This window comes from Desulfovibrio piger, from assembly GCF_951793255.1.
Lineage (GTDB): Bacteria > Desulfobacterota > Desulfovibrionia > Desulfovibrionales > Desulfovibrionaceae > Desulfovibrio.
In genome coordinates, this window is the sequence record NZ_OX636706.1 from 2,040,001 (window position 1) to 2,062,104 (window position 22,104).

Genomic DNA, 22,104 nt, shown 5'->3' on the forward strand with positions numbered 1-22,104 from the left:
TTTACTAAAAACATAGGTCTGTGCCAAGTCGTATAGACGACGTATACGGACTGACGCCTGCCCGGTGCTGGAAGGTTAAAAGGAGGAGTCAGCGCAAGCGAAGCTCCGAATTGAAGCCCCAGTAAACGGCGGCCGTAACTATAACGGTCCTAAGGTAGCGAAATTCCTTGTCGGGTAAGTTCCGACCTGCACGAATGGCGTAACGATCTCCACACTGTCTCGGCCAGAGACTCGGTGAAATTGAAGTCGCGGTGAAAATGCCGTGTACCCGCAGAAAGACGGAAAGACCCTGTGCACCTTTACTATAGCTTGACATTGGGATTTGAGCCTGCATGTGTAGCATAGGTGGGAGGCTGTGAACTCTGTACGCCAGTATGGAGGGAGCCACCGTTGAAATACCACCCTTGTTTGTTCAGGTCCCTAACTCCTCGCCGTGATCCGGTAGGAGGACAGTGTCTGGTGGGTAGTTTGACTGGGGCGGTCGCCTCCCAAAATGTAACGGAGGCATGCAAAGGTTCCCTCAGGCTGATTGGAAACCAGCCGTCGAGTGCAAACGCAAAAGGGAGCTTGACTGCAAGAGAGACATCTCGAGCAGGTACGAAAGTAGGTGTTAGTGATCCGGTGATCCCGAATGGAAGGGTCATCGCTCATTGGATAAAAGGTACGCCGGGGATAACAGGCTGATCGCATCCAAGAGTTCACATCGACGATGCGGTTTGGCACCTCGATGTCGGCTCATCACATCCTGGGGCTGAAGCAGGTCCCAAGGGTACGGCTGTTCGCCGTTTAAAGTGGTACGCGAGCTGGGTTTAAAACGTCGTGAGACAGTTTGGTCCCTATCTTCTGTGGGCGTAGGAGAATTGAAAGGGCCTGTCCCTAGTACGAGAGGACCGGGATGGACACACCACTGGTGGACCTGTTGTCGTGCCAACGGCACAGCAGGGTAGCTATGTGTGGAAGGGATAACCGCTGAAAGCATCTAAGCGGGAAGCCTGCCTTAAGATAAGTTCTCCCTGACGCAAGTCCTGAAGGGCCGAGGTAGACGACCTCGTTGATAGGCTGGAGGTGGAAGCCCTGTGAGGGGTGGAGCTGACCAGTACTAATAGCCCGTGCGTCTTGTTTCTCGAAAAGATCTTCCATCCCTGTTTCAATAAATTTGCCAGATTTCTTTGGTAGCCATAGAGGAGAGGGTACACCCGACCCCATTCCGAACTCGGAAGTTAAGCTCTCCATCGCCGATGATACTGCATAACGTCATGTGGGAAAGTAGGCCGCTGCCAAAGATTGTTCGACCCCCTTGCAGCTCTCAGCGCGAGGGGGTCTTTTTTTATGGGCTTTAGCCTGTTGAGCGCCTGACAGGCGCGAAACAAAAAACCACCCGCTATGCGGGTGGAGACAATACGTTATACACACAAAAACACCTTTCCGCTACGATGAAGTTGTTCAAGCCCATCGCAACATTAACGGAAAGGTGTTTTTGTTATGGGAACCAAGGCTCATAGCCTAGCGCATACGAAATGGTTGTGCAAGTATCATATCGTCTTTACTCCAAAATATAGAAGAAAAATAATCTTCGCACAGCTCCGTGAAAGTATAAAAGAAATTCTGCAATGCCTCTGCAAATATAAAGGGGTTGAGATTCTGGAAGGGCATCTGATGCCGGATCATGTCCACATGCTGGTGTCCATTCCTCCTAAAATCAGTGTGGCAAATTTCATGGGCTACCTGAAAGGGAAAAGTTCGTTGATGATATTCGATAAGCACGCAAACCTTAAATATAAGTTTGGCAACAGAAAATTTTGGGCCGAAGGATATTATGTCAGTACGGTGGGGCTTAATGAGGCAACGATCAAAAAATATATCCAGGATCAGGAACGTCACGACATTATGAGAGACAAGCTGACATCACGCGAATATCAAGACCCCTTTAAGGGGTAGCCAAGGCGGCAAGGGCACTGGGCTTGAACAGCGTGAAAGCCAGCGTCTTTAGGCGCAGCCGGTAACAGGCCCTTACAGGGCCAGAGCAAACCACCCGCTTTGCGGGTGGTTCTGATTTGTCCCCGCTCCGCCGGGGATTTTTTGGTTGGGGAAGGATGGGATCGTTGAACTGTCACCAGCGCTTGTCTGGCTCCTGATGCCTGCCGCTCCCCTGCAGGAGGACACTGCCTGGTGGCAGGCTGACTGGCGCTCGTCGCCCAGTCGTCCCCCAAAGGGAAGGTGATGCAGCAAGGACGGCAGCGGACGCCGGAAGATCTGAAGAAAGGGAAAAGTCTTGAGGAAACGCTTGCGGGGAGGGAAACCTTTTTGGAAAAAGGTTCTCCCTCCCCGCGCCCCTCCCTTCCCAAAACTTTTATCAGGAGCCGTTGCATGCCTAGAGAGCATAAGGGCCATTGCGCGACAGTGCGCAAAAGAAAAAGGCAAACATATGGCAAGGAAAAATGTGACAGGCAGTATACGTTTTTTCCCTCGCTGCGGCAGAACTTTCCGGCCATCCTACGTGCTGTTGTCGGTAAGGAAGATGTCCGGGCAGGATGGGCTTGCGCGGCTTCTGTGCTCCGGGATGTACCAGAAACATCTCTTGCCGTCAGGGGGAATACTTGCTGGCAAAGATCTTTTCTCCATACTAAGAGCGGGCATCCCCGTACAGGGATACCCGCTTTGGAAGATGTCAGCGCCTTTGCCACAGGACCGGAGAGATCGGGGAGTTAGTTCCCGATCTCTCCCATAAACTTTTCGGTAATGATGCAGTGCTGTCTCTAGAAGGAGTATTGGAAGCCCAGGCTGGCTTTCCAAGCATCCTGATAGTTGAGATTGTTATGCGGGGAGCCGCCGCTACGGCCCCAGACAGACTTGCTTTCATCCAGCCAGAGATGGATATAGCCCAGTTCCAGCAGTACAGTCAGATTGTCGTAGACCTTGTACTGGCTATTCAGGTTGACTTCGATACCGGTATCGGCTTCGGTCAGGTATACCCCGTAATTGGAGTTGAAATCGGTCCAGCGGCGATAGACCTGACGGCCGGAGCTGTCGGTATTGTGGCGCCCAAGGATGTAGGAGGCCATCTTGGTATCATTGGTACCACCAAAGAAGTTGACCAGCAGCGTGGACTTGAGATTATCCATGAAGCTGATGTCTTTGAGGCGCGCCCCTACGCCCCACAGACCTACGGCGTTACCGCCGAGGATGCCTTCATTATTGACCCAGGGAGAGGATCGGAAACCAAAGTTGGACAAGGAGTCCCCTCCGATGTTCACCTGGGAGATGAAGGGCATACGCTCGGAACCGTTGTGCGGATTACTGTCATCGCCGGTGGAATACCAGCCATAGATGCCAGGTGTGGCCCAGTCCATCTTGTATTCCAACAGGGCGTTGACCATCCAGCCCGAACGGTTGAGGTAGCCCTTGTCACCGGTGACGGAACCGTAATTCACGTCCCAGGCAAAGCGCCAGGGATCCAGCATCGTCAATTCGCCAGTTAGACCGGCCCAGACGCCTGTGGAGTAGCTGTCGTTACGCAAGCGCTGATCGTTGGTACTGATGGCCGCAGGCAACATGCCGGAAGTGAGCTGTCCCCAGGTCTGTCCGGCCTGCGAGTTGATGACGGCAGGATTGGTACCCAGGCGCGGTACGCCGGTAAGCGGATCATTGGCACTGGTTAGCGCCATGACATTGGGACCGATACCGGCCATCATGGCCCACGGCGTGATTCGGATACCGTCAAAGCGCATGGGAAGGCTCAGGGCAAAAAGATCCATGTTGTCCAGATAGTTATTGGACTCGTTATGGTTTAGGGCAGCATTCTGCGTATAATTGTCGTTATAGGGACGCATCCACATGCCGGTAAGGCTGATATTTTCATTGCAGGCATAGCTGGCAGTGATGCCGGCTACGTCGTCGATAAAAACGTTGTTTTCAAAGGTGAAACTGGGCAGGGCCACAAGCTGCAGACCCATGCGCAACTTAAGGTCGGTATTGGGTACTGTCCAGTCGATATAAGCGTTCTTGACTTCTACGACGGTGCCATCGGCGCCCAGGGCACCACCGGTCGCCTCTTGCCCCCAGAACTGGTCACCGATTTCAAACATCACCGTGCCGCTGAGGTTCTCATTGACCACGGCATCCAGTTTGAACATGAGACGATTCCAGGCCTCGAAGTCATCCATGGGGATATGCGGGCCCTGATGGCGGGAACCGGTCTTGTTGGCTCCTGCACGGGTCTTGCCCATAAAATCACCCCCGTGAGCATAATCAAAGGCCATCCACCACCAGCCCTTGACTTTGAAGTCAATAGCGGATGCCGAACCGGATGCTCCCAGGAGCATCCCCGCCGCCAAAAGTAGAACTGCCAATTTTTTCTTCATAGTTCCCTCCTCGCTGTTCACAGAGACACATGTATGCTGTACACGGTCTCGCCATATCCGTTTGTCAGGACTGCGTACGAACGTATTTTTCCGCAGACAGAGCTGCAATGGTTCCATCTGCCATGGCTGTCGTTATTTGCCGGAACGGCTTGTGGTTGATATCGCCTGCGCTGAACACACCGGGCAGGCTGGTGGACATATCGATGCCGGCATCGATATAGCCGTCCTCCGTCAGGTCCACCTGGCCGGCAAAGAGGGCATTGTTGGGGCGTTGCCCGAGAAAAACAAAAATGCCTTCCACATCCACAGTGAGCTGTTCGCCCTTGTGATCCAGCAGCGCTCCCGTCAGATGTCCGTCGCGGACGATAAGGTCATCCACGCGTGCCTCTGTAAGCGCTGTCACTTTGCCGCTGCCCAGCAGGGCTTCCTGAGTGGCTTGAGCGGCATAGAAGCGATCCGTGCATTCCACGAGGGTGATGTGCTTCACACCAAGGCCCAGGAGGTACAGGCCCTCATCAAAGGCGCTGTTGCCCCCGCCCACAACGAGGACGTGTTTGCCTGCATAGGGCGCGCCGTCACAGATCGCACAAAAATGTACATCACCGGCCTCTGTAGGTGTTTCCAGGGCGATGGGATGACGCCCCGTGGCCAGGATGACAGCCTTTGCCGTGTACACGGCATCCGCTGTTTCCGCACGTTTTTCCATCCCGTCCAGTACCAGATGCTCTATTTCGCAGACTTCTTCGACAGGTATATTCAGGCTGTCCACATGGGCGCGCATGGTCTCCATCAGTTCCATGCCGTGGATGCCGGGGCGCCCGGGAAAATTCTCTACCGTATATGTGGAGTTGACCAGGCCACCTGTAATGTTGCTTTCCAGCAGTATGGTCTTGAGATTGGCTCGTGCGGCATAAATGGCGGCTGTCATGCCTGCCGGACCACCGCCGATGATCAGCAGATCGAAAGAAAGTTTTTTTTTCACGATGGCTCTCCGTGTCATGTGCGGGACAGGAGGGGATGCCCTGTCCCGCGTACCCGTCAGTTAGCCTTATAGAAGGCGAGCATTTCCTTGGGATTCATGAGTCCGGCTTTTTTCCCGCTCACCTTGCCGTTTTTGATTACCAAGATGGTAGGGGCCCGCTGTGCATCAAAGACCTGCGCAGCGGCGGGGTTTTCCTCGATATCCATGCTGAAAAGGCTGACACCCGCTGCCAGGGACGCAAACTTTTCCAGCACCTTTTCCATGTTTTTGCAGTGGGGACAGAGCTTTTTATAAAAGAGTGCCACACCAGCCTCGCACCCCTGCAGGGTCGCTTCGTAGTTTGCGTCGTCAATGGGAGTAAACATGGGATACCTCCTGATCCATACTGCCTACATGGTCTTGAGTTCGCCGATATGCAGTTTGAGCATACGCAGCAGCTCAGTAGCCTTTTCGGGCTGTTCATTGATGATGTTGTTCAGCTGGAAGCGGTCGGTACGGCGATCGTAGAGTTCGTCACTGTCGGGCACTTCCTGTTTGGCGCCGGCCGTGCAAGACCACATGGCTTCGTTCTCCATGGTCTCCTTGCCGGGATTTTCCGTACTGGTGTAATCCAGATGGCTGGCATCCTTGAGGATCCAGTGGATATAACTGTAATCTTCCGTGATGATAGACCAAGACATGCCGTAGTATCCGGCAATGACAAAATCGCGGATTTTGTCCACTTCACCGCGAATGAGGGGCAGCAGGCTCTGGCCCTGCATGTCTTCGGTGCCGAAGACCGGAAAGCCGTAACCGCTGTCCATGCCTTCACCGAACAGGTCCAGGGCATCCAGCATGGTGGGAGCAAGGTCCACGTTCTGCACAAAGCTCTTGATGCGCTTGCCGCCTTCCATACCGGGGATGTGCATGAGCAGGGGGACATGCACCAGTTCTTCGTAGGGCCAGGGACGGCATTTGCGCATGATGCCGTGGCCATGTTCGCCCTTGCCCATGGGCTGACCATGGTCCGAAGTGATGATGATCATGGTCTCATCCCACAACCCCTGATCGCGGATGGAGTCCAGCAGCATACCGATGCGGCGGTCTACAAGTTCGATATTTTCAGCATACAGGGCGCGTACATGCTCGCATTCTTCATCAGTGATGCGCCCTTCTACTGGAGTCCAGGGCGCCAGCAGGATGGGGTTGCCCTTCCATTCGGGGTTGTAGGGGCAAGGTTTTTTTTCCCAGACTGACGGAGGATCCCAGGGTTCATGCGGATCGAAGGAGTCGACCCAGAGCAGGAAGGGGCGCGTCTTGATGCGGATATCCCGCAGCCAGCGATCAGCTTCGCGGGCCACCACACTCACGTAGTTGTCGTCCTCGGAGCGCCAGGACTGCCGGAAGCGCAGGAAACAGTCGATTTCATCGAGGAGGGCCGAACTGGCATCGTCGATGAGCTCACCTTTTTCATTGTACACCATGCTGTGCGAGGTGTAGTCGATGGGGCGCATACCAGGATCGGGGGGCACATCCTTATAGACGGTATGATCAAGCTCATGGCCGGGGCAGAACTTCACATAGTCGAAGCCGCGCGAGTAGCCGTACTTGGGCAGACGCATGGGCGGAGTATCATAGACCAGGGCTGTCTGGACATTGCGTCCCCACAGGATGTCACTGATGGTGGTATCGTCCGGGGACAGGGGCTGCCAGCCGCCGAAAGGCAAGGTGTAGCGCCCGGTCATGATGGCCCGGCGCACAGGCACTGTGGGCAGACCTTCGCTGTAGGCATTCTCAAAAAGGATGCCGTTGCGGGCAAAGCGGTCGAGATTAGGAGTCTTGACCTTGGTATTGCCGTAGCACCCCAGATAGTTGTGCTGCAGTGTGTCCAGCATGATAAAGATGATATTCTTCACTTGTTTTTTGCTCATGGGAATTCCTCCGGTGTTGATCTGCTTACATCAGGCCGATCAGTTTCCAGTAAGGGACTTGCAGCAGCATGAGGATGACGGCCACAAAGAGTATACGCAGTCCAAGTCCCTTGAACATATGCTTAGGTGTAATATAGCCAGTACTGAAGATATACATGTACAGGGCGTATTCGTAGGGGAAGATGTATTGATCCAGTCCATAGAGGAAGGAGTAGAGCATGGGCAGGGGATTCATGTTCACATGCTGCGCTATCTCGGCCCAGGGCAGGGACAGGGCAGAGACGGCGGCCAGCGGGGTCAGCATGAAATTGACTGCCACAGCAGAGAGATAGGAGCTGAGTACCAGCCAGATCGGGGACAGGCCGTCGATGAGCGGTACCACCAGTGAGGCGAACCACTTGGCCGCGCCGAGATGGACAGCAACGGATCCCATGCCCAGGCAGGCCACGATGAAGACCAGGAAGCCCACATTTAGCTTTCGTACGTTTTCAAAGCTGGCAAGGCCGATCCAGGGCAGGTAGCAGCAGATGGCGATGAGCGCATAGAGGAAATAGCCGTTCAGACCATGCCATTTGCTGGTCAGCAGGCCGGTGATGGCGCAGATCATGAGGATCAGGAGCTTCCACTCCTGTGTCGTCATGGGGCCCATGTCCCGAAGACGTTCGGCAACCACTTCCTTGAGATGATCTTCATGGGGGATGTGTTCCTTGCCGGGAATAATTTTGACGCACATGAAGATGGAGAAACAACAGTACAGAATGATGAAGGGCAGGTTGGCCAGGGCGTATTCGCCCCAGGTCGGGATAGAGATGATGCTTTTGATCTGATCCATGGCGATGAGCGACATTTCCGTACCGGTGAGGAAACCATAGCCCGGTGAGGTGGCTGAACAGAATCCTGCCATAATAATGGCTGAAGATATGCGCGACTTGGGGTCAAGCTCCAGGGCCATGACCAGACCATGGGCGATGGCTACAAAAATGATCACACGGCACATGATGTCCGGCAGCAGGAAGGCCATGAACATGCCTACCGTCATGAGAGAGACCACGATGCGGGTAAACGTAGCGCCTACAAGATGCATGAGCTGCAATGCCAGGCGGCGTGTCAGGCCGGTTTGCTCCAGAGCCTCGCTAAGGATCAGCGCACCAAAGCAGATCCAGGGCAAAAATGCTCCCCATGCGCCAAAAATCACCGGCGCCGGTGCCACGTTGCACAGCAGATATAAAAAGGTCATGGCAGCTGCAGATGGCACGGCCGGCAGGATATCCGTAGCCCACACCGTGATGGCCCAGAGCGTGATGGCAAAAAACATGGGCAGATGCGGATTGAGCGAGGGGTCTGCCTGCACGGCAGTCTGCACGGCAAAATATGCGCCTGCAGGAATGAGCAGACTGAGCAACCACTTGAGATGCGTGATTCGAAGCATGGTCTCCTCCTTCTATCGGTGAGTGGGAAAAAGGCGTTGCCGGCGTTCTCTCCCCGGGAGGTATTTGCCATAGTAAGGAGATTGAGAAATTTTTCTTTAGCATCTGCTATAAATTGGAAATAAGTTGGAGCAACAGGCTTGAGCTATCCCTTTCCACATGGTATTCTGAAACAAATACTGTGTGTTATTCAAAAAAATATAAGGATTGGCTATGTCGAAGGGGACCGAATCGCATACTTCCAGAAGTACGGAGATCTGCCTGGAAGGCATCATGCGCCTTGGGGAGAGGTGCTGCATCTGGCTGTACGCAGCAGCTATCCCAAAGGACACAAGACCCTCGGCAGTTGTTTGCAGGGCTTCTACTACATCGCTTCCGGGCGCGTACGCCTGAGCTATCTCAATGAAGACGGGGAGGAATACGGCAAGCTTATCCTGGGGGAGGGCTGCCTGTTCAACGAGACTCCGGCATTAGCCGGAACCTCTTGGTATACAGTCTTTTTTTGCTGCCTCGATGCTGCGGAGATCTGGCGTTTCGACGCCTCATTACTGGAAGATGAGGCATTCCTTGCCAGCCATCCGCATCTGGCCATCAACCTCATGCGCTCCATCGCCAGAAAGGCCAGCATCTTCTTTTTTCATCTGGCGCGCACACACAGCACCACATCCATGTGCCGCCTTTGTGATCTGCTCCTGCAACTGAGCAATCCGCATCAGCCTGATTTGTGCATGAGCCAGAGCGATGTGGCTGCCATGATGGGCCTGCATCAGACCACAGTGGCCCGGTTGATCCGCCGTTTGCGAGAAGAAGGGATCATCGGCAGATTCACTAAGCGGGAACTACAGGTGCTGGACAGGGAGCGCTTGCGCAGACTAGCCCAGCACGGAGACCTCAAAGCATAGCACACGTTCCCGGCACGTCCGGGCCCGGCTTTGCACAGTCTTGCGGGCAATGGTCCCCCAGCGTTTGCCTGCCTAGGACCCTGTGTCTTCCGCAATCGCCTCTCTTTTTTCTGCTGATTGTCCGGCAGCCCCCAGGAGCAGAGACATTCTTTCTCTGTCACCATGGCCGGAGCATGTCGCTTTTCCGGTCAGTGCCTTTCTCCTTTCACATCGCCCCATTCAGGTCCGGCATTCCCGAAAAAAGAGGATGCATTTTGTTCAGAAGATGCTTGCCTAAAAATGCACTTGATGTTATCGGTAATGCCAATCATTATATTTGATATGGAGGCTCCATGAAAAAAAGTGCAATGGGAATCGTTCTGAGCGTCCTGTGTATCGCTCTCTATGCCGGTATTGCCGCAGCGGCAGAAACGAGCCCGCTTGCCAATGCCATCGCCAAACAACTTGAAACGGCGCCGCAGTCCATCGACATGCAGGCGGCCCCCGGCTATCTGGGGATTCCCGGCGGGCCGCAGACCAACATGCTGCTGGCCTTCGGCTGGGCCCTGTGGGTGGGCTGGATCTTCTCCACGGTAGGAGCTTTTGGCGGCGTCATGGCCGGTGTGGGCCACATGAGTGTGCATGGCCTGGGCGCCTATGCCAAATCCTTTGGGCAGACGCCCCTCAACAAATCCATCACCGACTCTGTGCGGGCGTCCAACCAGATGCTGGCCGGGCTTTCCGCGGCCCTGAGCACCTTCAGCTACTATCGTCTGAAGCGTATCGTGCTGCCGCTGGGGATCGCTCTGGGTCTGGGGTCCATCGTGGGCGCTTTCATGGCAGTCAAGCTGACGGCCGGTAAACTGAATTTTTCCTCGTATCAGGGCTATTTTGGTCTCTTTGTCCTGCTGCTGGGCTGCTATCTGATGTGGGAGACCTCTCCCGCCGGGCAGCGTTCCAAGGCCAAGGCCAAAGAAGCTGCCAAAGCTTTCGAAGCGTCGGTGAAAAACAAGAATCCCGGTGAGGTCGTGGAGACCGGTGTCCGTCTGCGCAGCTTCAGTCTGGGACGCTGCGTCTTCACCTTCTGCGGCGTGGAGTTCTCCTTCAATCCTGTGCTGCCGTTCGTGGGCGGTATCGTCATCTCTTCCATTGCCGCCTTCCTGGGTGTGGGTGGCGGTTTCCTGCTGGTACCTTTCCTGACCAGCATCACCCAGCTGCCCATGTATCTGGCCGCAGGAACGTCCGCTCTGGCCGTGCTGGTGAGCATGATCACCGGTATCACGACCCTGCTGCTGCATGGCGTGACTGTGGACTGGTCCCTGGTGGGGCTGGAACTGGTGGGCATCGCCGTGGGCTCGCTTATCGGGCCTTACACGTCCCGCTTTTTCTCGGACATCTGGCTGAAGCGCCTTTTCATCGTCCTTGCCCTGTATGTGGGTACGGATTACGTCTTGCGCGGCTTCTTCAATTACCGTATTTTCGGGTAACTACCGGAGGGCAGGGGCTTTCCCTGCCCTGTTTTTGCGCGGCATGAAAAGTTTTTTGTTGTGGATAGATCCCTGGTGCATCGCTCCGTACCGCTGGTTCCCGGAGCTGCCGGAATGGGGCTATATAGTGGGGACATGCGTACTGGCAGCCCAGGCCGTGGTGCTGGGCCTGCTGACCTTGCGGCTCGGGCAGCGCATGCATGCGGCCCGTCTCAAGGAACTGCGCACCGAGATGCGGCATTACCACAAGCTGAGTGAGCGAGCGTTGCGCGAGAGCGGCAAGGATGCTTACAAGGCAGTCAATCGCCAGGGGCATGAGGCCTTTGGCTATTATTTTTCCCTCAACGGAGCCCTGTGGGTAGCGTCGTTATGGCCTGTCCCTCTGGCTCTGGCCTGGATGCAGGCCCGTTTCGGTACGGTCAGCCCCTCCCTTCCATTTTCTTTGCCCCTGCTGGGGCCTGAGCCGGGCTTCGTCTTCTGGTTCGTGCTGGCCTACATCCCCTTGCGCCTGCTGCTGGGACGTCTGGTATGTCCCGTCGGGCAGGACGGACAAGGGGCGATCATCGACTAATACGCGCCCGCCATGCGGGCAGGAGTCCATATATGGCGTCATCCATCGTCTACTCCTTGTGCGGCATGTGCAATACACGCTGCCCTGTGGAGATCCATTGTGAGAACGGCGTGCCGCGCTGGATATGCGGCAACAGCCACAGTGCTTCCGGGGCGGCCCTGTGCCCCCGGGGCGCCGCGTCCCTGGCTCTGTATGCTGATGATGAACGTCCGCAGGGGCCGTTGATCCGTGCCGGAGAGCGCGGCGCAGGACTGTGGCGTTCCGTGAGTTGGGACGAGGCCCTGGATTATGTGGCGGAACGATTGAAAACGATCATGGCCACTTACGGGCCGCGCAGTGTGCTCTGGTCCGAGCGGCCCGGGCCATTCTCCGACATGAGCAAGGCCCTGATGCGCGGTCTGGGCTCGCCCAATTACTGCACTCATGATGACGCCTGTGCCCATAACGTCAACCAGGCCTCCTACTCCCTGACCGGTCACGGGCGCGGCAAATGGATCTATGATTTCAAGAACTGCCGCCATATCGTCGTGCAGGGCCGGAATTTTCTGGAATCTCTCAAGGTCGGGGAGCTCAATCAGGTGCTGGACGCGCTGGACAAGGGCTGTCGCCTGACCTGTGTGGACGTTCGTCCCACGGTGACGGGGCTCAAGGCACAGCAGAACCTCTGCATCCGTCCCGGCACGGATCTGGCTCTCAACCTGGCAGTGCTGCATGTCCTGATCGAAGAAAAACTCTACGATGCCGCGTATGTGGAGCGTTATGTCCAGGATTTCGAAGCGCTGGCGGACTTTGTGCGCCCCTATTCGCCGCAATGGGCCGAAAGCCGGTGCGACATCCCGGCAGATGTCATCGCAGAGCTGGCGCGTTCCCTGGCCGCTGCGGCGCCGCAGGTCATCTGGCATGGCGGCTGGATGAGCACACGCTATCCCCAGTCGTTCATGGTCTGCCGTACGGCCTACCTCATCGACGCGTTGCTGGGCGCTTTCGGCAGTAAGGGCGGCCTGCTGCTGGCGGCGGGTCCCAAGGATGCCGGCCGCAAGGGCCTGCGCTCCTTCACCTCGCTGTATGCCGCCCCCGGGGAAAAGCGGGCGGACGGCGTCGGCTGGGCCGAACCGGCCTTTGCTCCCGGCACCAGCCTGCTGCACAAGGCCTTCCGGGCCGTGGAAAGCGGGGATCCGTATCCCGTCAAGGCCTACTTCACCCTCAAGCACGACCCTCTGTCCGCCATGCCGGATCCTGAACGGCAGAAGGCCCAGCTGGCTGGTCTGGAGCTGATGGTCTCGCTGACCTTTTCCTGGTCGGATACGGCCTGGTTCAGCGATGTGGTGCTGCCCATGCCGTCCTTTGTGGAGCGGGGATCCCTGCTCCAGGTCAAGAGCGGCAGCAAGCCTGCCTTCATCATGCGCAGCCCGGCTGCGGATGTCCGTTTCGATACCCGGCCGGACTGGTGGATCCTGGGACAGCTGGCCCGCCGTCTGGGGCTGGAGGACCTGGCCTGCGAGACGCTGGAAGATGTCTGGCGCTTCCAGCTGGAAGGGACTGGTGTCTCCGTGGAGGATTTCCGGCACGGTTCCGTCTCTCTCGCAGATGCCCCCATCGATCTGGGCCCCCGTTTCGCGACGCCTTCCGGCAAGATAGAAGTCCTTTTCGGTCCCTGGCGGGAAGCCGGTCTGCCTTCGCTCATGCCCTGGCAGGATGTGCCCCGGCCGGGAAAGGGGCAGTTCCGCCTGATCGTGGGACGCAATGCACGCCACACCCATTCGCACACCCAGAACAATCCCTTGCTGTACGACAGCCTGCCGGAAAACCGTGCCTGGATCGCCCCTGAACGGGCCCGCGAGCTGGGCGTGGAGGATGGAGATGCTGTCCGTATGGAAAGAGCTGACGGCAAGGGTGGCGAGATCCGGGTGCGTGTCATCCCCGGCATGCATCCCGATGCCGTGTTCATGCTGCATGGTTTCGGGCATCGCCTGCCGGTGGAGAGCAGGGCCCGCGGCAAGGGACTGGCAGACCAGGAGTTCATGCATGGCGGACTGGACAAGGAAGATGCCATGGTCCACGGCCTTGCCCTGCAGGAGCACTTTGTGACCCTGCGCCCCGTCCGCAATGATCATGCCCGGGAGGAAAATTGATGAGCAGTTCCACCTGCATCGTTTTTGACGAAAAACGCTGTGTCAATTGCAAGGCCTGCGAGATCCACTGCCGTCAGTGGCACGGGATCTCCCTGCCCCTGTGCCGGCAGCTGGGCGGCACGCCCGCTCTGAAAGAGGGCAAGGTCAGCCTGCCCATGGGCTTCGTGACCTGTGTGCACTGTGCGCGGCCCGCCTGTCTTCGAGCCTGTACGCATGATGCCATGTGGCTGGATGAGGAAAACATCGTCCATATCGATGCCGACCGTTGTACGGGCTGCGGTGCCTGCGTGACGGCCTGTCCCTACCATGTGCCCCATCTGGATGCCGTTACCGGCAAGGCCTGCAAGTGTGATCTGTGCCATGACCGGCGCAAGGCCGGGCTGGAGCCCGTCTGTGTGGCCGGTTGCCTGGCCCGGGCCCTGCATGTGAGCAATGATGAGGACATGCATCGAAAGATGAGCCGTCAGACCATCCGCTGGATCAAGGATCTGGCAGAAAGCCTGCCGGAATAGACCATACGGTCGTCCAGACCGGTCCGCAGGGGACCAAGACAGCAGGGAGGCTTTGCCGTACGGGCAGGCCTCCCTGCTGGCGTTTCGGGCCCTTCCGGGAGGGGCTTTGCGTGCGGAGCGGTTGACAAGGAGAGGAGGGCGACATAAAGAAATAGTTTAGTAACTAAACTATTTTTTAAATAAATAATTAAGAGGGCTCACATGGAATGGACGCAGATACCGGATCTTTCGGAGATCCTGCTCTCTTTGGGAAAACATCCCACCCAGGGGCCGGATATGCCGGAAGGCACACTGCCCACGGCACCGGGGCGGATCATCGAGGCCCTGGTGGCCTGTGCCCCCAGAGGGCTCATGGTCAAGGAGCTGGCCCAGTTGCTCTACCTTTCGCCGGGCTGCATCTCGCAGACGGTGCAGGGGCTGGTCCTGGAGGGGCTGGTGGTGCGGGAACCATCGGAAAAGGACCGGCGGGCGGTCTCCATCCGTATGACGGACAAAGGCATGGAGCGCTACCAGTATCATCACGACAAGATCAACGGCATCCTGGACCATCTGCTGCGTGATGTGTCGGCGGAAGACAGGGCGACCTTCGAGCGTGTCCTTGCCATCGCCCTGGAGGAAGGCAAAAAACTGCGGGCAGCGCAGGCGCAGGGAGCGGGCAAATGAGAAGATCCCTCCTGTTGTCCCTGCTGCTGTTCCTGTGTGCCGTCCCGTTTGTCCGGGCGGCCATGCCGGGGCCGGGCATGCCGGTACCGGCGCCTGTGGTGGAAGTGGGGGAAGTCCTTGCCGTACAGGACACCCAGAGCCGCCGCTATACCGGTCGGGTGGTCTCGCCTGCCACGGTATCGCTGGTGCCGCGAGTGGCGGGCGAGATCCTGGAAGTGGGTTTTCGCGATGGCGATACGGTCCAGGCCGGCCAGATGCTCTACCGCATCGATCCGGTGCGCTACGAGGCCGCGGTGAAGAATGCCCGGGGCAAGGTCGTGCAGTACAAGGCGGAGCACGCCTATGCCCGGGCCGACCTGGCCCGCAATCGCAGCCTGTTCAAAAAGCAGGCCGTCAGCCGTGATGTGCTGGAAAGCGCCGAACGGACGGAGCAGGTGGCCTATGGTGAACTGCTGGCGGCGGAGGCCGACCTTGTGACGGCCCAGGATGACCTGTGCAACACCCGGATAGTGGCGCCCATGGCCGGGCGTATCGGGGTCACGGCCTTCACGGCCGGGAATTATGTGACCACCTCGTCCGGCACGCTGGTGACGCTGGTCAGGACGGATCCTGTGCGTGTGCGCTTTGGCCTGAGCGTACGCGACATGCAGGCTGTCTTCGGTTCCGAAGAGGAACTGCGCTCGCTGGGGCGTGTGCGGGTCCGGCTTGCCGACGGTACGGACTACGGGACCGACGGCCGGGTGACCATCGTGGACAACACGGCGGAGGGCAGGACGGACACGATCCAGGTCTACGCCGAGCTGGCCAATCCCCAGAGCCGTCTCGTGCCTGAGAGCACGGTGGTGGTGACCCTGTACCGGCAGACGGACAGCCTTGTGCCTGCCGTGCCCCCGTCGGCCGTGCAGCATGACGCGCAGGGAGCGTTCGTCTATGTGGTGCAGGAGGACGACCGGGTGAGCCTGCGCCGCGTGACGCTGGGGAATCTGGTGGGTGAATCCCAGACGGTCCGCTCGGGGCTGACCGCCCATGAGCGGGTCGTCACGGACGGCACGCACAAGGTGGCTGACGGGATGAAGGTGGACTATGCCCGCAAGGGCGCGGATGCCGGAGTGCGGGACTAGCATGTTTTCGCGCATCTTCATCGAACGTCCCCGCCTTGCCGCTGTGGTGAGCCTGATCCTGCTGCTGGCCGGCGGCATCTCCCTGGCCAACCTGCCGGTGGCGGAATATCCCGAGATCGCGCCCCCCACGCTCTTCGTTTCGGCGACCTATTCCGGGGCCAGTGCCGACGTGGTGGCCCAGACCGTGGCCATGCCTTTGGAGAACGAGATCAACGGCGTGGAGGACCTGCTGTACTTTTCTTCCACCAGCAGCAATTCCGGCTCCTATTCCTGCTCCGTGACCTTCCGCTCCGGCACGGATTCCGACATCGCCCTCGTCAACCTGCAAAATGCCGTCAAACGCGCGGAGGCCCAGCTGCCCAGCGAGGTGACCAAGGTCGGCATCACGGTGGAGAAGCGCGGCAACGATATCCTGGCCATGCTGGCCTTCCAGACCGACGGCACCTCCCTGAGCCTGAACGAGCTGGTCAACTATGTGAACAACAACGTCAAGGATGCCCTGGCCCGTCTGGAGGGGGTCTCCTCGTCGGACATGATGTCGCAGCAGGAATACGCCATGCGCATCTGGATGGACCCCTTGCGCATGTCCGGGCTCGGCATCTCGTCCAGCGAGATCAGGAGCGCCGTGGAGGCGCAGAACGTGCAGGCGGCCGCGGGCACGCTGGGGGCCGAAGGCAGCAACCGTTACGTTTCCTACAAGCTCAATGCGCAGGGGCGCCTCAAGACGGCGGAAGAATTCGGCGAGATCGTGGTCCGCTCCGATGCCGACAGCGGCCGGATAGTACGCCTGCGGGACGTGGCCACCGTGGAGCTGGGCTCCAGCAGCTATTCAGGACGTTCCACCTTCAACGGCAAGGAAAGCGTGGGCCTGTCCCTGTACCGGAGCCCTGATGCCAATGCGCTGGCGACCATGAACCGCATCAAGGCCGAGCTGGCCACCTGGGAGCAGCGCTTTCCGCCCGGTGTGAGCTATTCCATCGCCTATGACCCGACCAAGTTCATCGTCGCCTCCATGCGGGAGATGGTCTCCACCCTGGTGGTGGCCCTGATCCTGGTCGTTCTGGTGACGTGGCTGTTCATCCAGGACTGGCGGGCCACGCTCATCCCGGCGGTGGCCATCCCCGTGTCGCTGGTGGGGACCTTCAGCGTCATGTACGCCCTGGGATACAGCATCAACACCCTGACCATGTTCGGCCTGATCCTCGTCATCGGTTCCCTGGTGGACGATGCCATCGTGGTGGTGGAGAACACGCAGGGCATCATGGAACGCGAAGGCCTGCCCGCCCGTGAGGCAGCCATAAAAAGCATGCGGCAGATCACCGGGGCCGTCATCGCCACGACCCTGGTCACGGTGGCCTGCTATGCGCCTCTGGCCTTTTACGGCGGCATGGTGGGGGCCATCTACCGCCAGTTCGCGGTGAGCATGTGCGTGGCCCTTTGCCTTTCCACCGTGGTGGCGCTGACGCTCAGCCCGGCTCTGTGCGCCCTGGTCCTGCGCAGGTCGGGCGGGCAGTGTGCCCCCATCTTCCTGCCCGTCAACAGGTTCCTGGACGCCCTGCGCGGCCGCTACCTGGGCCTGACGGGGCGTCTTGTGCGGCGCGGCGGGCTGACGCTGGGCATACTGGGCGGGACCTTCCTCGGCGTATGGCTTCTGTACGGGCATATCTCGCCGTCGTTCCTGCCCATGGAAGACAAGGGCGTCATCTTCTGCAATGTGGAATTGCCCGGCGATGCTGTCCAGGAACGTACCGATGCGGTGCTGGCCACGGTGCGCGAGCGTCTGGCGGCCATCCCCGGCATCCGTTCCGTCATGCAGGTCTCGGGCATGAGCATGCTCAGCGGCAGCGGGGAGAACGCGGCCATGTGCATCGTGGAGCTGGATCCCTGGGAGGAGCGCAGCGCGCCGCAGACCCGCCTTTCGGCCATCATGGGACAGATCCAGGCACGGACGCATGACATCGCCGCCGCCAGCATCGTGGCCTTCACGCCGCCGGCCATCATGGGCCTGGGAGCCACGGGCGGTGCCTCGTTCGACATCTGCGGCATCGGGGACATCGATGCTTCCGCACTGGCCACCGTCACGGACGCCTTTGTCCGTGATCTGTCGGCACGCCCCGAGACCATGTTCGCCATGACTGCCTATGATGCGGCCACGCCGCAGCTCCGCCTGCGCCTGGACCGCGAAAAGGCCGAACTGTTGGGCGTACAGGCCGGGACCGTGTTTTCCACGCTCCAGGATGTGCTGGCGTCCTACTATATCAACGACTTCACCCTGAGCGGCAACAATTTCGAGGTCAAGCTCCAGGCCGGGGCCGACTCCCGCTCGTCGCTGCATCATGTGGAAGAATTGCTCATCCCCAACAGCAACGGCGACATGGTGCCCCTGAGCGCTCTGGGCACGCTCCAGTATGAAGTGGGGCCGCGCCAGATCACGCGCTTCAACAAGATGGTCGCGGCGGAGATCAACGCCCAGAGCGCCCCCGGTGTCAGCTCCGGCGACCTGTATGCGGCCATCGAGGGCATCAAGCTGCCCGCGGGCTACCATATCGAATGGACGGGCCTCAGCTATCAGGAAAAGCAGAACACCGGGCAGATCGTGTTCCTCATGGGGCTGGCCCTGCTGTTCGCCTATCTTTTCCTGGTGGCGCAGTACGAGAGCTGGACGATCCCCGTGCCGGTGATGCTGACCGTCAGCTTCGCCGTGTTGGGGGCCCTGCTGGGGCTGATCGTCTGCGGGGAATCCATGAGCATCTATGCCCAGCTGGGCCTGGTCATGCTCATCGGCCTTGCGGCCAAGAACGCCATCCTGATGGTGGAATTCTCCAAGCAGGAACGCGAGGGCGGCAAAGGCATCGAGGAGGCGGCCCTTTCGGGGGCTAACCTGCGTTTCCGCGCCGTGATGATGACGGCCTGGAGCTTCCTCTTCGGCGTTCTGCCCCTGGTGTTCGCGGACGGTGCGGGTGCCGCCAGCCGTCAGGCCATCGGCATCACGACCTTTGCCGGCATGCTGGCGGCCACATGTGTGGGCATCGTGTTCACACCGGCCCTGTATGCCGTTTTCCAGCGCCTGCGCGAAAAGGCTTCGAGAAAGTTCCGCGGCGGTCGCGCGGCCCTGTGCCTGCTGCTGGCCGTGGGCCTGTCCGGTCTGGGCGGCTGCACCCTGGGGCCTGACTTCAAGCGGGCGGACGCGGACGTACCGGAAAACTTCCTGCCCGGCACGCTTGCCGGTACGGGTGCTCCCCTGCGCCCGTCCTGGTGGGAGGATTTTCATGATCCGCTGCTGACGGCCCTGGTGCTCGAAGCCCAGGAGGGGAGCCTTTCCGTCCGGCAGGCCGTGCAGCGGGTGGCCCAGTCGCGGGCGGCACGCATGGAGGCCCGTGCGGAATTCCTGCCGGATGCCACCGGGACGGGCGAGCTTGCCCGCTCCCGGAACTATGCGCCCGACGGGACAGCCACCAAACTGGACGCCTCCGTGCAGCTGGCCTTGGCCGTGGACGTGTTCGGCGGGCTGCGGCGCAGCCTGGAAGCTGCCGGGGCCGATCTGGAGGCCGCGGGCATAAGCCTTGCCGACGCACGCGCCTCCCTGGCGGTGGAAGTGGCCAATGGCTATGTGGATCTGCGGCTGGCACAGGAAAAACTCCGCATCGCGCTGGAGAACGTGGCCGTGCAGCGGGATACGGTACGCGTCATCCAGGCCCGTGCCGATGCCGGTACCGTGGCCATGCTCGACCTGCATGCCGCCCGGGCCCAGATGGAGACCACGCAGGCGTCCGTGCCGTCGGCGGAAGCGGAGGTCGTGGCGGCCATCCGCGGTCTGGAGGCCCTTGCCGGCCGCAATCCCGGCATGTTCGATGCCCGGCTGTCCCCCGCCGGGCCCATACCGGAATTGCGCAGTCTGCCTTCGGCCGTGCCTTCCGATCTGCTGCGCCGCAGGCCGGACGTCCGCAAGGCCGAAGCCGAGCACCATGCGGCCACGGCACGCATCGGGGTGGCCCAGGCCGCGCTCTTTCCCAGCTTTTCCCTTGTGGGCAGCGGGGCCGTCACTTCCTCGGACTTCGTCTCCTGGAGCGACGCCATGAAGAGCCTGGGCGTGGGGCCCATGGCAAGCTGGAACATCTTCTCGTTCGGCCGGAACAAGGCCATGGTGGATCAAGCCCGGGCAGCCGCGGCAGAGGCCGCTCTTGTGTACCGGGAAACGGTCCTGGAGGCCCTGCATGACGTGGAGACGTCCTGGTCGGCCTATGAAAAGGAATCACGCCGGGAAGACGGCCTGCGTGCGGCCCGGGACCATCAGAGACAGGCCCTGCGGCTTTCCCGCGATCTGTACGCGGGGGGCAAGGGCGACTATCTGGATGTCCTGACGGCCCAGGCATCCAGCCTGAGCGCCGAGACGGAATACGCCTCGCATCGGGCGGCCATGGCCAAGGATGCTGTTTCTCTCGTCAGGGCCCTTGGCGGCGGCTGGACAGGAGAAAACATGACGCAGCCTTGATGAAAAAGAGCCCTGCCGGATACCGGCAGGGCTCTTTCATATCGGTAGACCGGCCGCATCTCAGTTGGCCGTGACTTCCTTTTCTTCCACCACAGGCGCTTCATCCTCATCCAGCGTCACGACGAAATAGCGTCGCCCGCCGGTATCCTTGCCCAGGTGCTGCTGCAAAACGGGCAGCATGGCCTGCAGCAGGGTGCGGAAGTCATCATCCCGTCCCGTACAGCGGATTTCTGTCCGCCAGAGGTTCTTGCCGCGGCCGCCGTCCGGTGCCCGGGTGCAGCCTTCCAGCAGCAGCCCGGCATGGAAAAAGACCTTGGTCCGCGTCTCTTCCTCGCGCACCCAGCGGGTATGGCGAAAATGCCCCCGGCCCCAGGTGTAGGGCACATAGCTGACCGTGGTGTAGATGCGCACGTCGGGCTCGCTGATGCCGAAGCTGATGAAGACCAGGTTGTCGCTTTTGTCCTGCGGCTGTCCGTCCAGTTTCAGGGTGTAGCCCCGGGCCGTGAAGCAGGGCTCCAGCTGTGCGGCCACATCCCGGAACAGCAGGTCGTCCTCGGCCATGCCTTCCACGCCGGGGCGGGGCACATAGACGGTGCCGGCGCTGTCGGCCTGGGGGCCGCGCAGGGAATCCACGCTCACGCCGTACTGGGGGGCGCAGGCGCCCAGCCAGGGCAGGAGCAGCAAACAGAGCAGAATCAGGCAGCAAGGCCTGCCGGTATGACGGAAGCGGGGACGGATCATGCGACACCCCCCTTGGTGGTATGCCGAGGCTCAGGAACTGTCCGCCTGTGCCACGGGGCACCGGCAGGCAGGGCACTTTTTGCACCCGGATGTTTTTTGACGGGGCCTGTTTACAGGGTCGCGCCGAGGGCGGCGAGGCACGAGACCCCGGCCAGCAGGACGGCCAGCAGCAGGGTCAGCAGCTTGCCGCCGGTGGAGATACGGCGCGGGGCCACCTGCATCTTCAGGGCCACCATGCCCTGGAGGATGCGCTGCAGGGGCCAGAGCACGCTCAGCAGGAGACCGCCGGCACAAATCAGGATCATGCCTTTGACGCCCTGGACTTCCAGCAGCTGGACGAAGGCGTCCTTCCAGGGCATCTGCTGCCGGCTCATGGCGGTGCTGATCTCGTTGATGCGCTGCTGGGACTCCGCTCCGATCAGGGTCGAGCTGGCGGTGGCCATGCCGCCGATGAGCAGGAAGACCAGCAGGAGGAAGAGCCCGGCCGAGCCCATGATCCAGGAGGCGTGCTGGGCATCGTCCTCCAAGCCTTCCTTGCGGGCGCTGTTGCGGATCGTCAGGGCCAGCAGGGGGGCGATGATCCAGAGCAGGAAACTCAGGTTGGACAGGGGCGTGGCGAACATGGCCACAAGCAGCAGGAAGTACAATCCCCACAGCGGCAGGGGATTGCGGATGGCAGCAGACATGACGGATCCTTGCAAGGGGTTAGACGATCTGCCCGTCACGGACAGGGGTTCCTTCTTTCTGGATAGCATGATGCCTGCCGCCCTGCCAGCGGAAAAACACCGGCCCGCCGGACGTGGTGTTGACTGCGAGCCCCTCGT

16 protein-coding genes and 2 rRNA genes (1 of these 18 only partly in view) are annotated in these 22,104 nt (G+C 59.7%); 11 read left to right on the forward strand and 7 right to left on the reverse strand.

Features of this window, described 5'->3' with window-relative positions:
• The 3 genes from Q4I12_RS09025 to tnpA form a co-directional block, all read left to right on the forward strand.
• Positions 1 to 1,124: ribosomal RNA gene (locus tag Q4I12_RS09025) — 23S ribosomal RNA — on the forward strand; it begins 1,808 nt to the left of the window's first position.
• Positions 1,125 to 1,168: 44 nt separating this feature from the next.
• Positions 1,169 to 1,283: ribosomal RNA gene (rrf, locus tag Q4I12_RS09030) — 5S ribosomal RNA — on the forward strand.
• A 199-nt stretch (positions 1,284 to 1,482) separates the two neighbouring features.
• On the forward strand, positions 1,483 to 1,938 hold the full coding sequence (gene tnpA, locus Q4I12_RS09035) for an IS200/IS605 family transposase (protein ID WP_072333439.1): 456 nt from the start codon (positions 1,483 to 1,485) through the stop codon (positions 1,936 to 1,938).
• Between the two features lie 818 nt (positions 1,939 to 2,756).
• On the opposite strand, the gene Q4I12_RS09040 is transcribed toward tnpA, so the two are convergent.
• From Q4I12_RS09040 to Q4I12_RS09060, 5 genes are all read right to left on the reverse strand, one after another.
• Positions 2,757 to 4,361, reverse strand: a complete 1,605-nt coding sequence (locus tag Q4I12_RS09040; RefSeq protein ID WP_302261382.1) for an outer membrane homotrimeric porin — start codon at positions 4,359 to 4,361, stop codon at positions 2,757 to 2,759.
• Between the two features lie 64 nt (positions 4,362 to 4,425).
• Complete coding sequence (locus tag Q4I12_RS09045; RefSeq protein WP_302261383.1) at positions 4,426 to 5,343, reverse strand: NAD(P)/FAD-dependent oxidoreductase; 918 nt, start codon at positions 5,341 to 5,343, stop codon at positions 4,426 to 4,428.
• A gap of 56 nt (positions 5,344 to 5,399) precedes the next feature.
• Positions 5,400 to 5,708, reverse strand: coding sequence for a thioredoxin family protein (locus tag Q4I12_RS09050; protein ID WP_302261384.1), 309 nt, complete (start codon positions 5,706 to 5,708; stop codon positions 5,400 to 5,402).
• A gap of 24 nt (positions 5,709 to 5,732) precedes the next feature.
• On the reverse strand, positions 5,733 to 7,253 hold the full coding sequence (locus tag Q4I12_RS09055; protein WP_302261385.1) for a sulfatase: 1,521 nt from the start codon (positions 7,251 to 7,253) through the stop codon (positions 5,733 to 5,735).
• 25 nt (positions 7,254 to 7,278) lie between these two features.
• The gene (locus tag Q4I12_RS09060; protein ID WP_302261386.1) at positions 7,279 to 8,682 is read right to left on the reverse strand and encodes an SLC13 family permease; all 1,404 of its coding nucleotides are present in this window, start codon (positions 8,680 to 8,682) and stop codon (positions 7,279 to 7,281) included.
• A gap of 138 nt (positions 8,683 to 8,820) precedes the next feature.
• Here Q4I12_RS09060 and Q4I12_RS09065 point away from each other — a divergent pair, with 138 nt between their 5' ends.
• From Q4I12_RS09065 to Q4I12_RS09100, 8 genes are all read left to right on the forward strand, one after another.
• On the forward strand, positions 8,821 to 9,582 hold the full coding sequence (locus Q4I12_RS09065) for a Crp/Fnr family transcriptional regulator (RefSeq protein WP_302261387.1): 762 nt from the start codon (positions 8,821 to 8,823) through the stop codon (positions 9,580 to 9,582).
• Positions 9,583 to 9,914: 332 nt separating this feature from the next.
• Positions 9,915 to 11,048, forward strand: coding sequence for a sulfite exporter TauE/SafE family protein (locus tag Q4I12_RS09070; RefSeq protein WP_302261388.1), 1,134 nt, complete (start codon positions 9,915 to 9,917; stop codon positions 11,046 to 11,048).
• A gap of 55 nt (positions 11,049 to 11,103) precedes the next feature.
• Positions 11,104 to 11,619, forward strand: a complete 516-nt coding sequence (locus tag Q4I12_RS09075) for a hypothetical protein (protein WP_302261389.1) — start codon at positions 11,104 to 11,106, stop codon at positions 11,617 to 11,619.
• A gap of 32 nt (positions 11,620 to 11,651) precedes the next feature.
• The gene (locus Q4I12_RS09080; protein WP_302261390.1) at positions 11,652 to 13,751 is read left to right on the forward strand and encodes a molybdopterin-dependent oxidoreductase; all 2,100 of its coding nucleotides are present in this window, start codon (positions 11,652 to 11,654) and stop codon (positions 13,749 to 13,751) included.
• Positions 13,751 to 14,263, forward strand: coding sequence for a 4Fe-4S dicluster domain-containing protein (locus tag Q4I12_RS09085; RefSeq protein WP_168936199.1), 513 nt, complete (start codon positions 13,751 to 13,753; stop codon positions 14,261 to 14,263). Before Q4I12_RS09080 ends, Q4I12_RS09085 begins: the two co-directional genes overlap by 1 nt.
• A gap of 201 nt (positions 14,264 to 14,464) precedes the next feature.
• Entirely contained in the window at positions 14,465 to 14,926 is a 462-nt protein-coding gene (locus tag Q4I12_RS09090; RefSeq protein WP_204625221.1) for a MarR family winged helix-turn-helix transcriptional regulator, read from the forward strand.
• Positions 14,923 to 16,047: an efflux RND transporter periplasmic adaptor subunit gene (locus Q4I12_RS09095; RefSeq protein WP_302261391.1), complete on the forward strand. Its 1,125-nt coding sequence runs from the start codon at positions 14,923 to 14,925 to the stop codon at positions 16,045 to 16,047. Before Q4I12_RS09090 ends, Q4I12_RS09095 begins: the two co-directional genes overlap by 4 nt.
• A gap of 1 nt (position 16,048) precedes the next feature.
• The gene (locus Q4I12_RS09100) at positions 16,049 to 20,539 is read left to right on the forward strand and encodes an efflux RND transporter permease subunit (RefSeq protein WP_302261392.1); all 4,491 of its coding nucleotides are present in this window, start codon (positions 16,049 to 16,051) and stop codon (positions 20,537 to 20,539) included.
• 60 nt (positions 20,540 to 20,599) lie between these two features.
• On the opposite strand, the gene Q4I12_RS09105 is transcribed toward Q4I12_RS09100, so the two are convergent.
• Positions 20,600 to 21,280 (reverse strand): hypothetical protein, encoded by a 681-nt coding sequence (locus Q4I12_RS09105; protein WP_168936194.1) that lies wholly within the window; start codon positions 21,278 to 21,280, stop codon positions 20,600 to 20,602.
• A 110-nt stretch (positions 21,281 to 21,390) separates the two neighbouring features.
• Positions 21,391 to 21,966 carry a hypothetical protein gene (locus Q4I12_RS09110; RefSeq protein WP_168936193.1) on the reverse strand — a complete coding sequence of 192 codons (576 nt, stop codon included), beginning with the start codon at positions 21,964 to 21,966 and terminating at the stop codon, positions 21,391 to 21,393.
• Positions 21,967 to 22,104: the final 138 nt, after the last annotated feature.

Bases quoted from the DNA above. Each gene is read 5' to 3' on its own strand.
- Q4I12_RS09040 (WP_302261382.1), bottom strand. From the start codon at position 4,361: ATGAAGAAAAAATTGGCAGTTCTACTTTTGGCGGCGGGGATGCTCCTG.
- Q4I12_RS09070 (WP_302261388.1), top strand. From the start codon at position 9,915: ATGAAAAAAAGTGCAATGGGAATCGTTCTGAGCGTCCTGTGTATCGCT.
- Q4I12_RS09100 (WP_302261392.1), top strand. From the start codon at position 16,049: ATGTTTTCGCGCATCTTCATCGAACGTCCCCGCCTTGCCGCTGTGGTG.
- Q4I12_RS09105 (WP_168936194.1), bottom strand. From the start codon at position 21,280: ATGATCCGTCCCCGCTTCCGTCATACCGGCAGGCCTTGCTGCCTGATT.
- Q4I12_RS09055 (WP_302261385.1), bottom strand. From the start codon at position 7,253: ATGAGCAAAAAACAAGTGAAGAATATCATCTTTATCATGCTGGACACA.
- Q4I12_RS09110 (WP_168936193.1), bottom strand. From the start codon at position 21,966: ATGTCTGCTGCCATCCGCAATCCCCTGCCGCTGTGGGGATTGTACTTC.
- Q4I12_RS09095 (WP_302261391.1), top strand. From the start codon at position 14,923: ATGAGAAGATCCCTCCTGTTGTCCCTGCTGCTGTTCCTGTGTGCCGTC.
- tnpA (WP_072333439.1), top strand. From the start codon at position 1,483: ATGGGAACCAAGGCTCATAGCCTAGCGCATACGAAATGGTTGTGCAAG.
- Q4I12_RS09050 (WP_302261384.1), bottom strand. From the start codon at position 5,708: ATGTTTACTCCCATTGACGACGCAAACTACGAAGCGACCCTGCAGGGG.
- Q4I12_RS09085 (WP_168936199.1), top strand. From the start codon at position 13,751: ATGAGCAGTTCCACCTGCATCGTTTTTGACGAAAAACGCTGTGTCAAT.
- Q4I12_RS09060 (WP_302261386.1), bottom strand. From the start codon at position 8,682: ATGCTTCGAATCACGCATCTCAAGTGGTTGCTCAGTCTGCTCATTCCT.
- Q4I12_RS09080 (WP_302261390.1), top strand. From the start codon at position 11,652: ATGGCGTCATCCATCGTCTACTCCTTGTGCGGCATGTGCAATACACGC.
- Q4I12_RS09090 (WP_204625221.1), top strand. From the start codon at position 14,465: ATGGAATGGACGCAGATACCGGATCTTTCGGAGATCCTGCTCTCTTTG.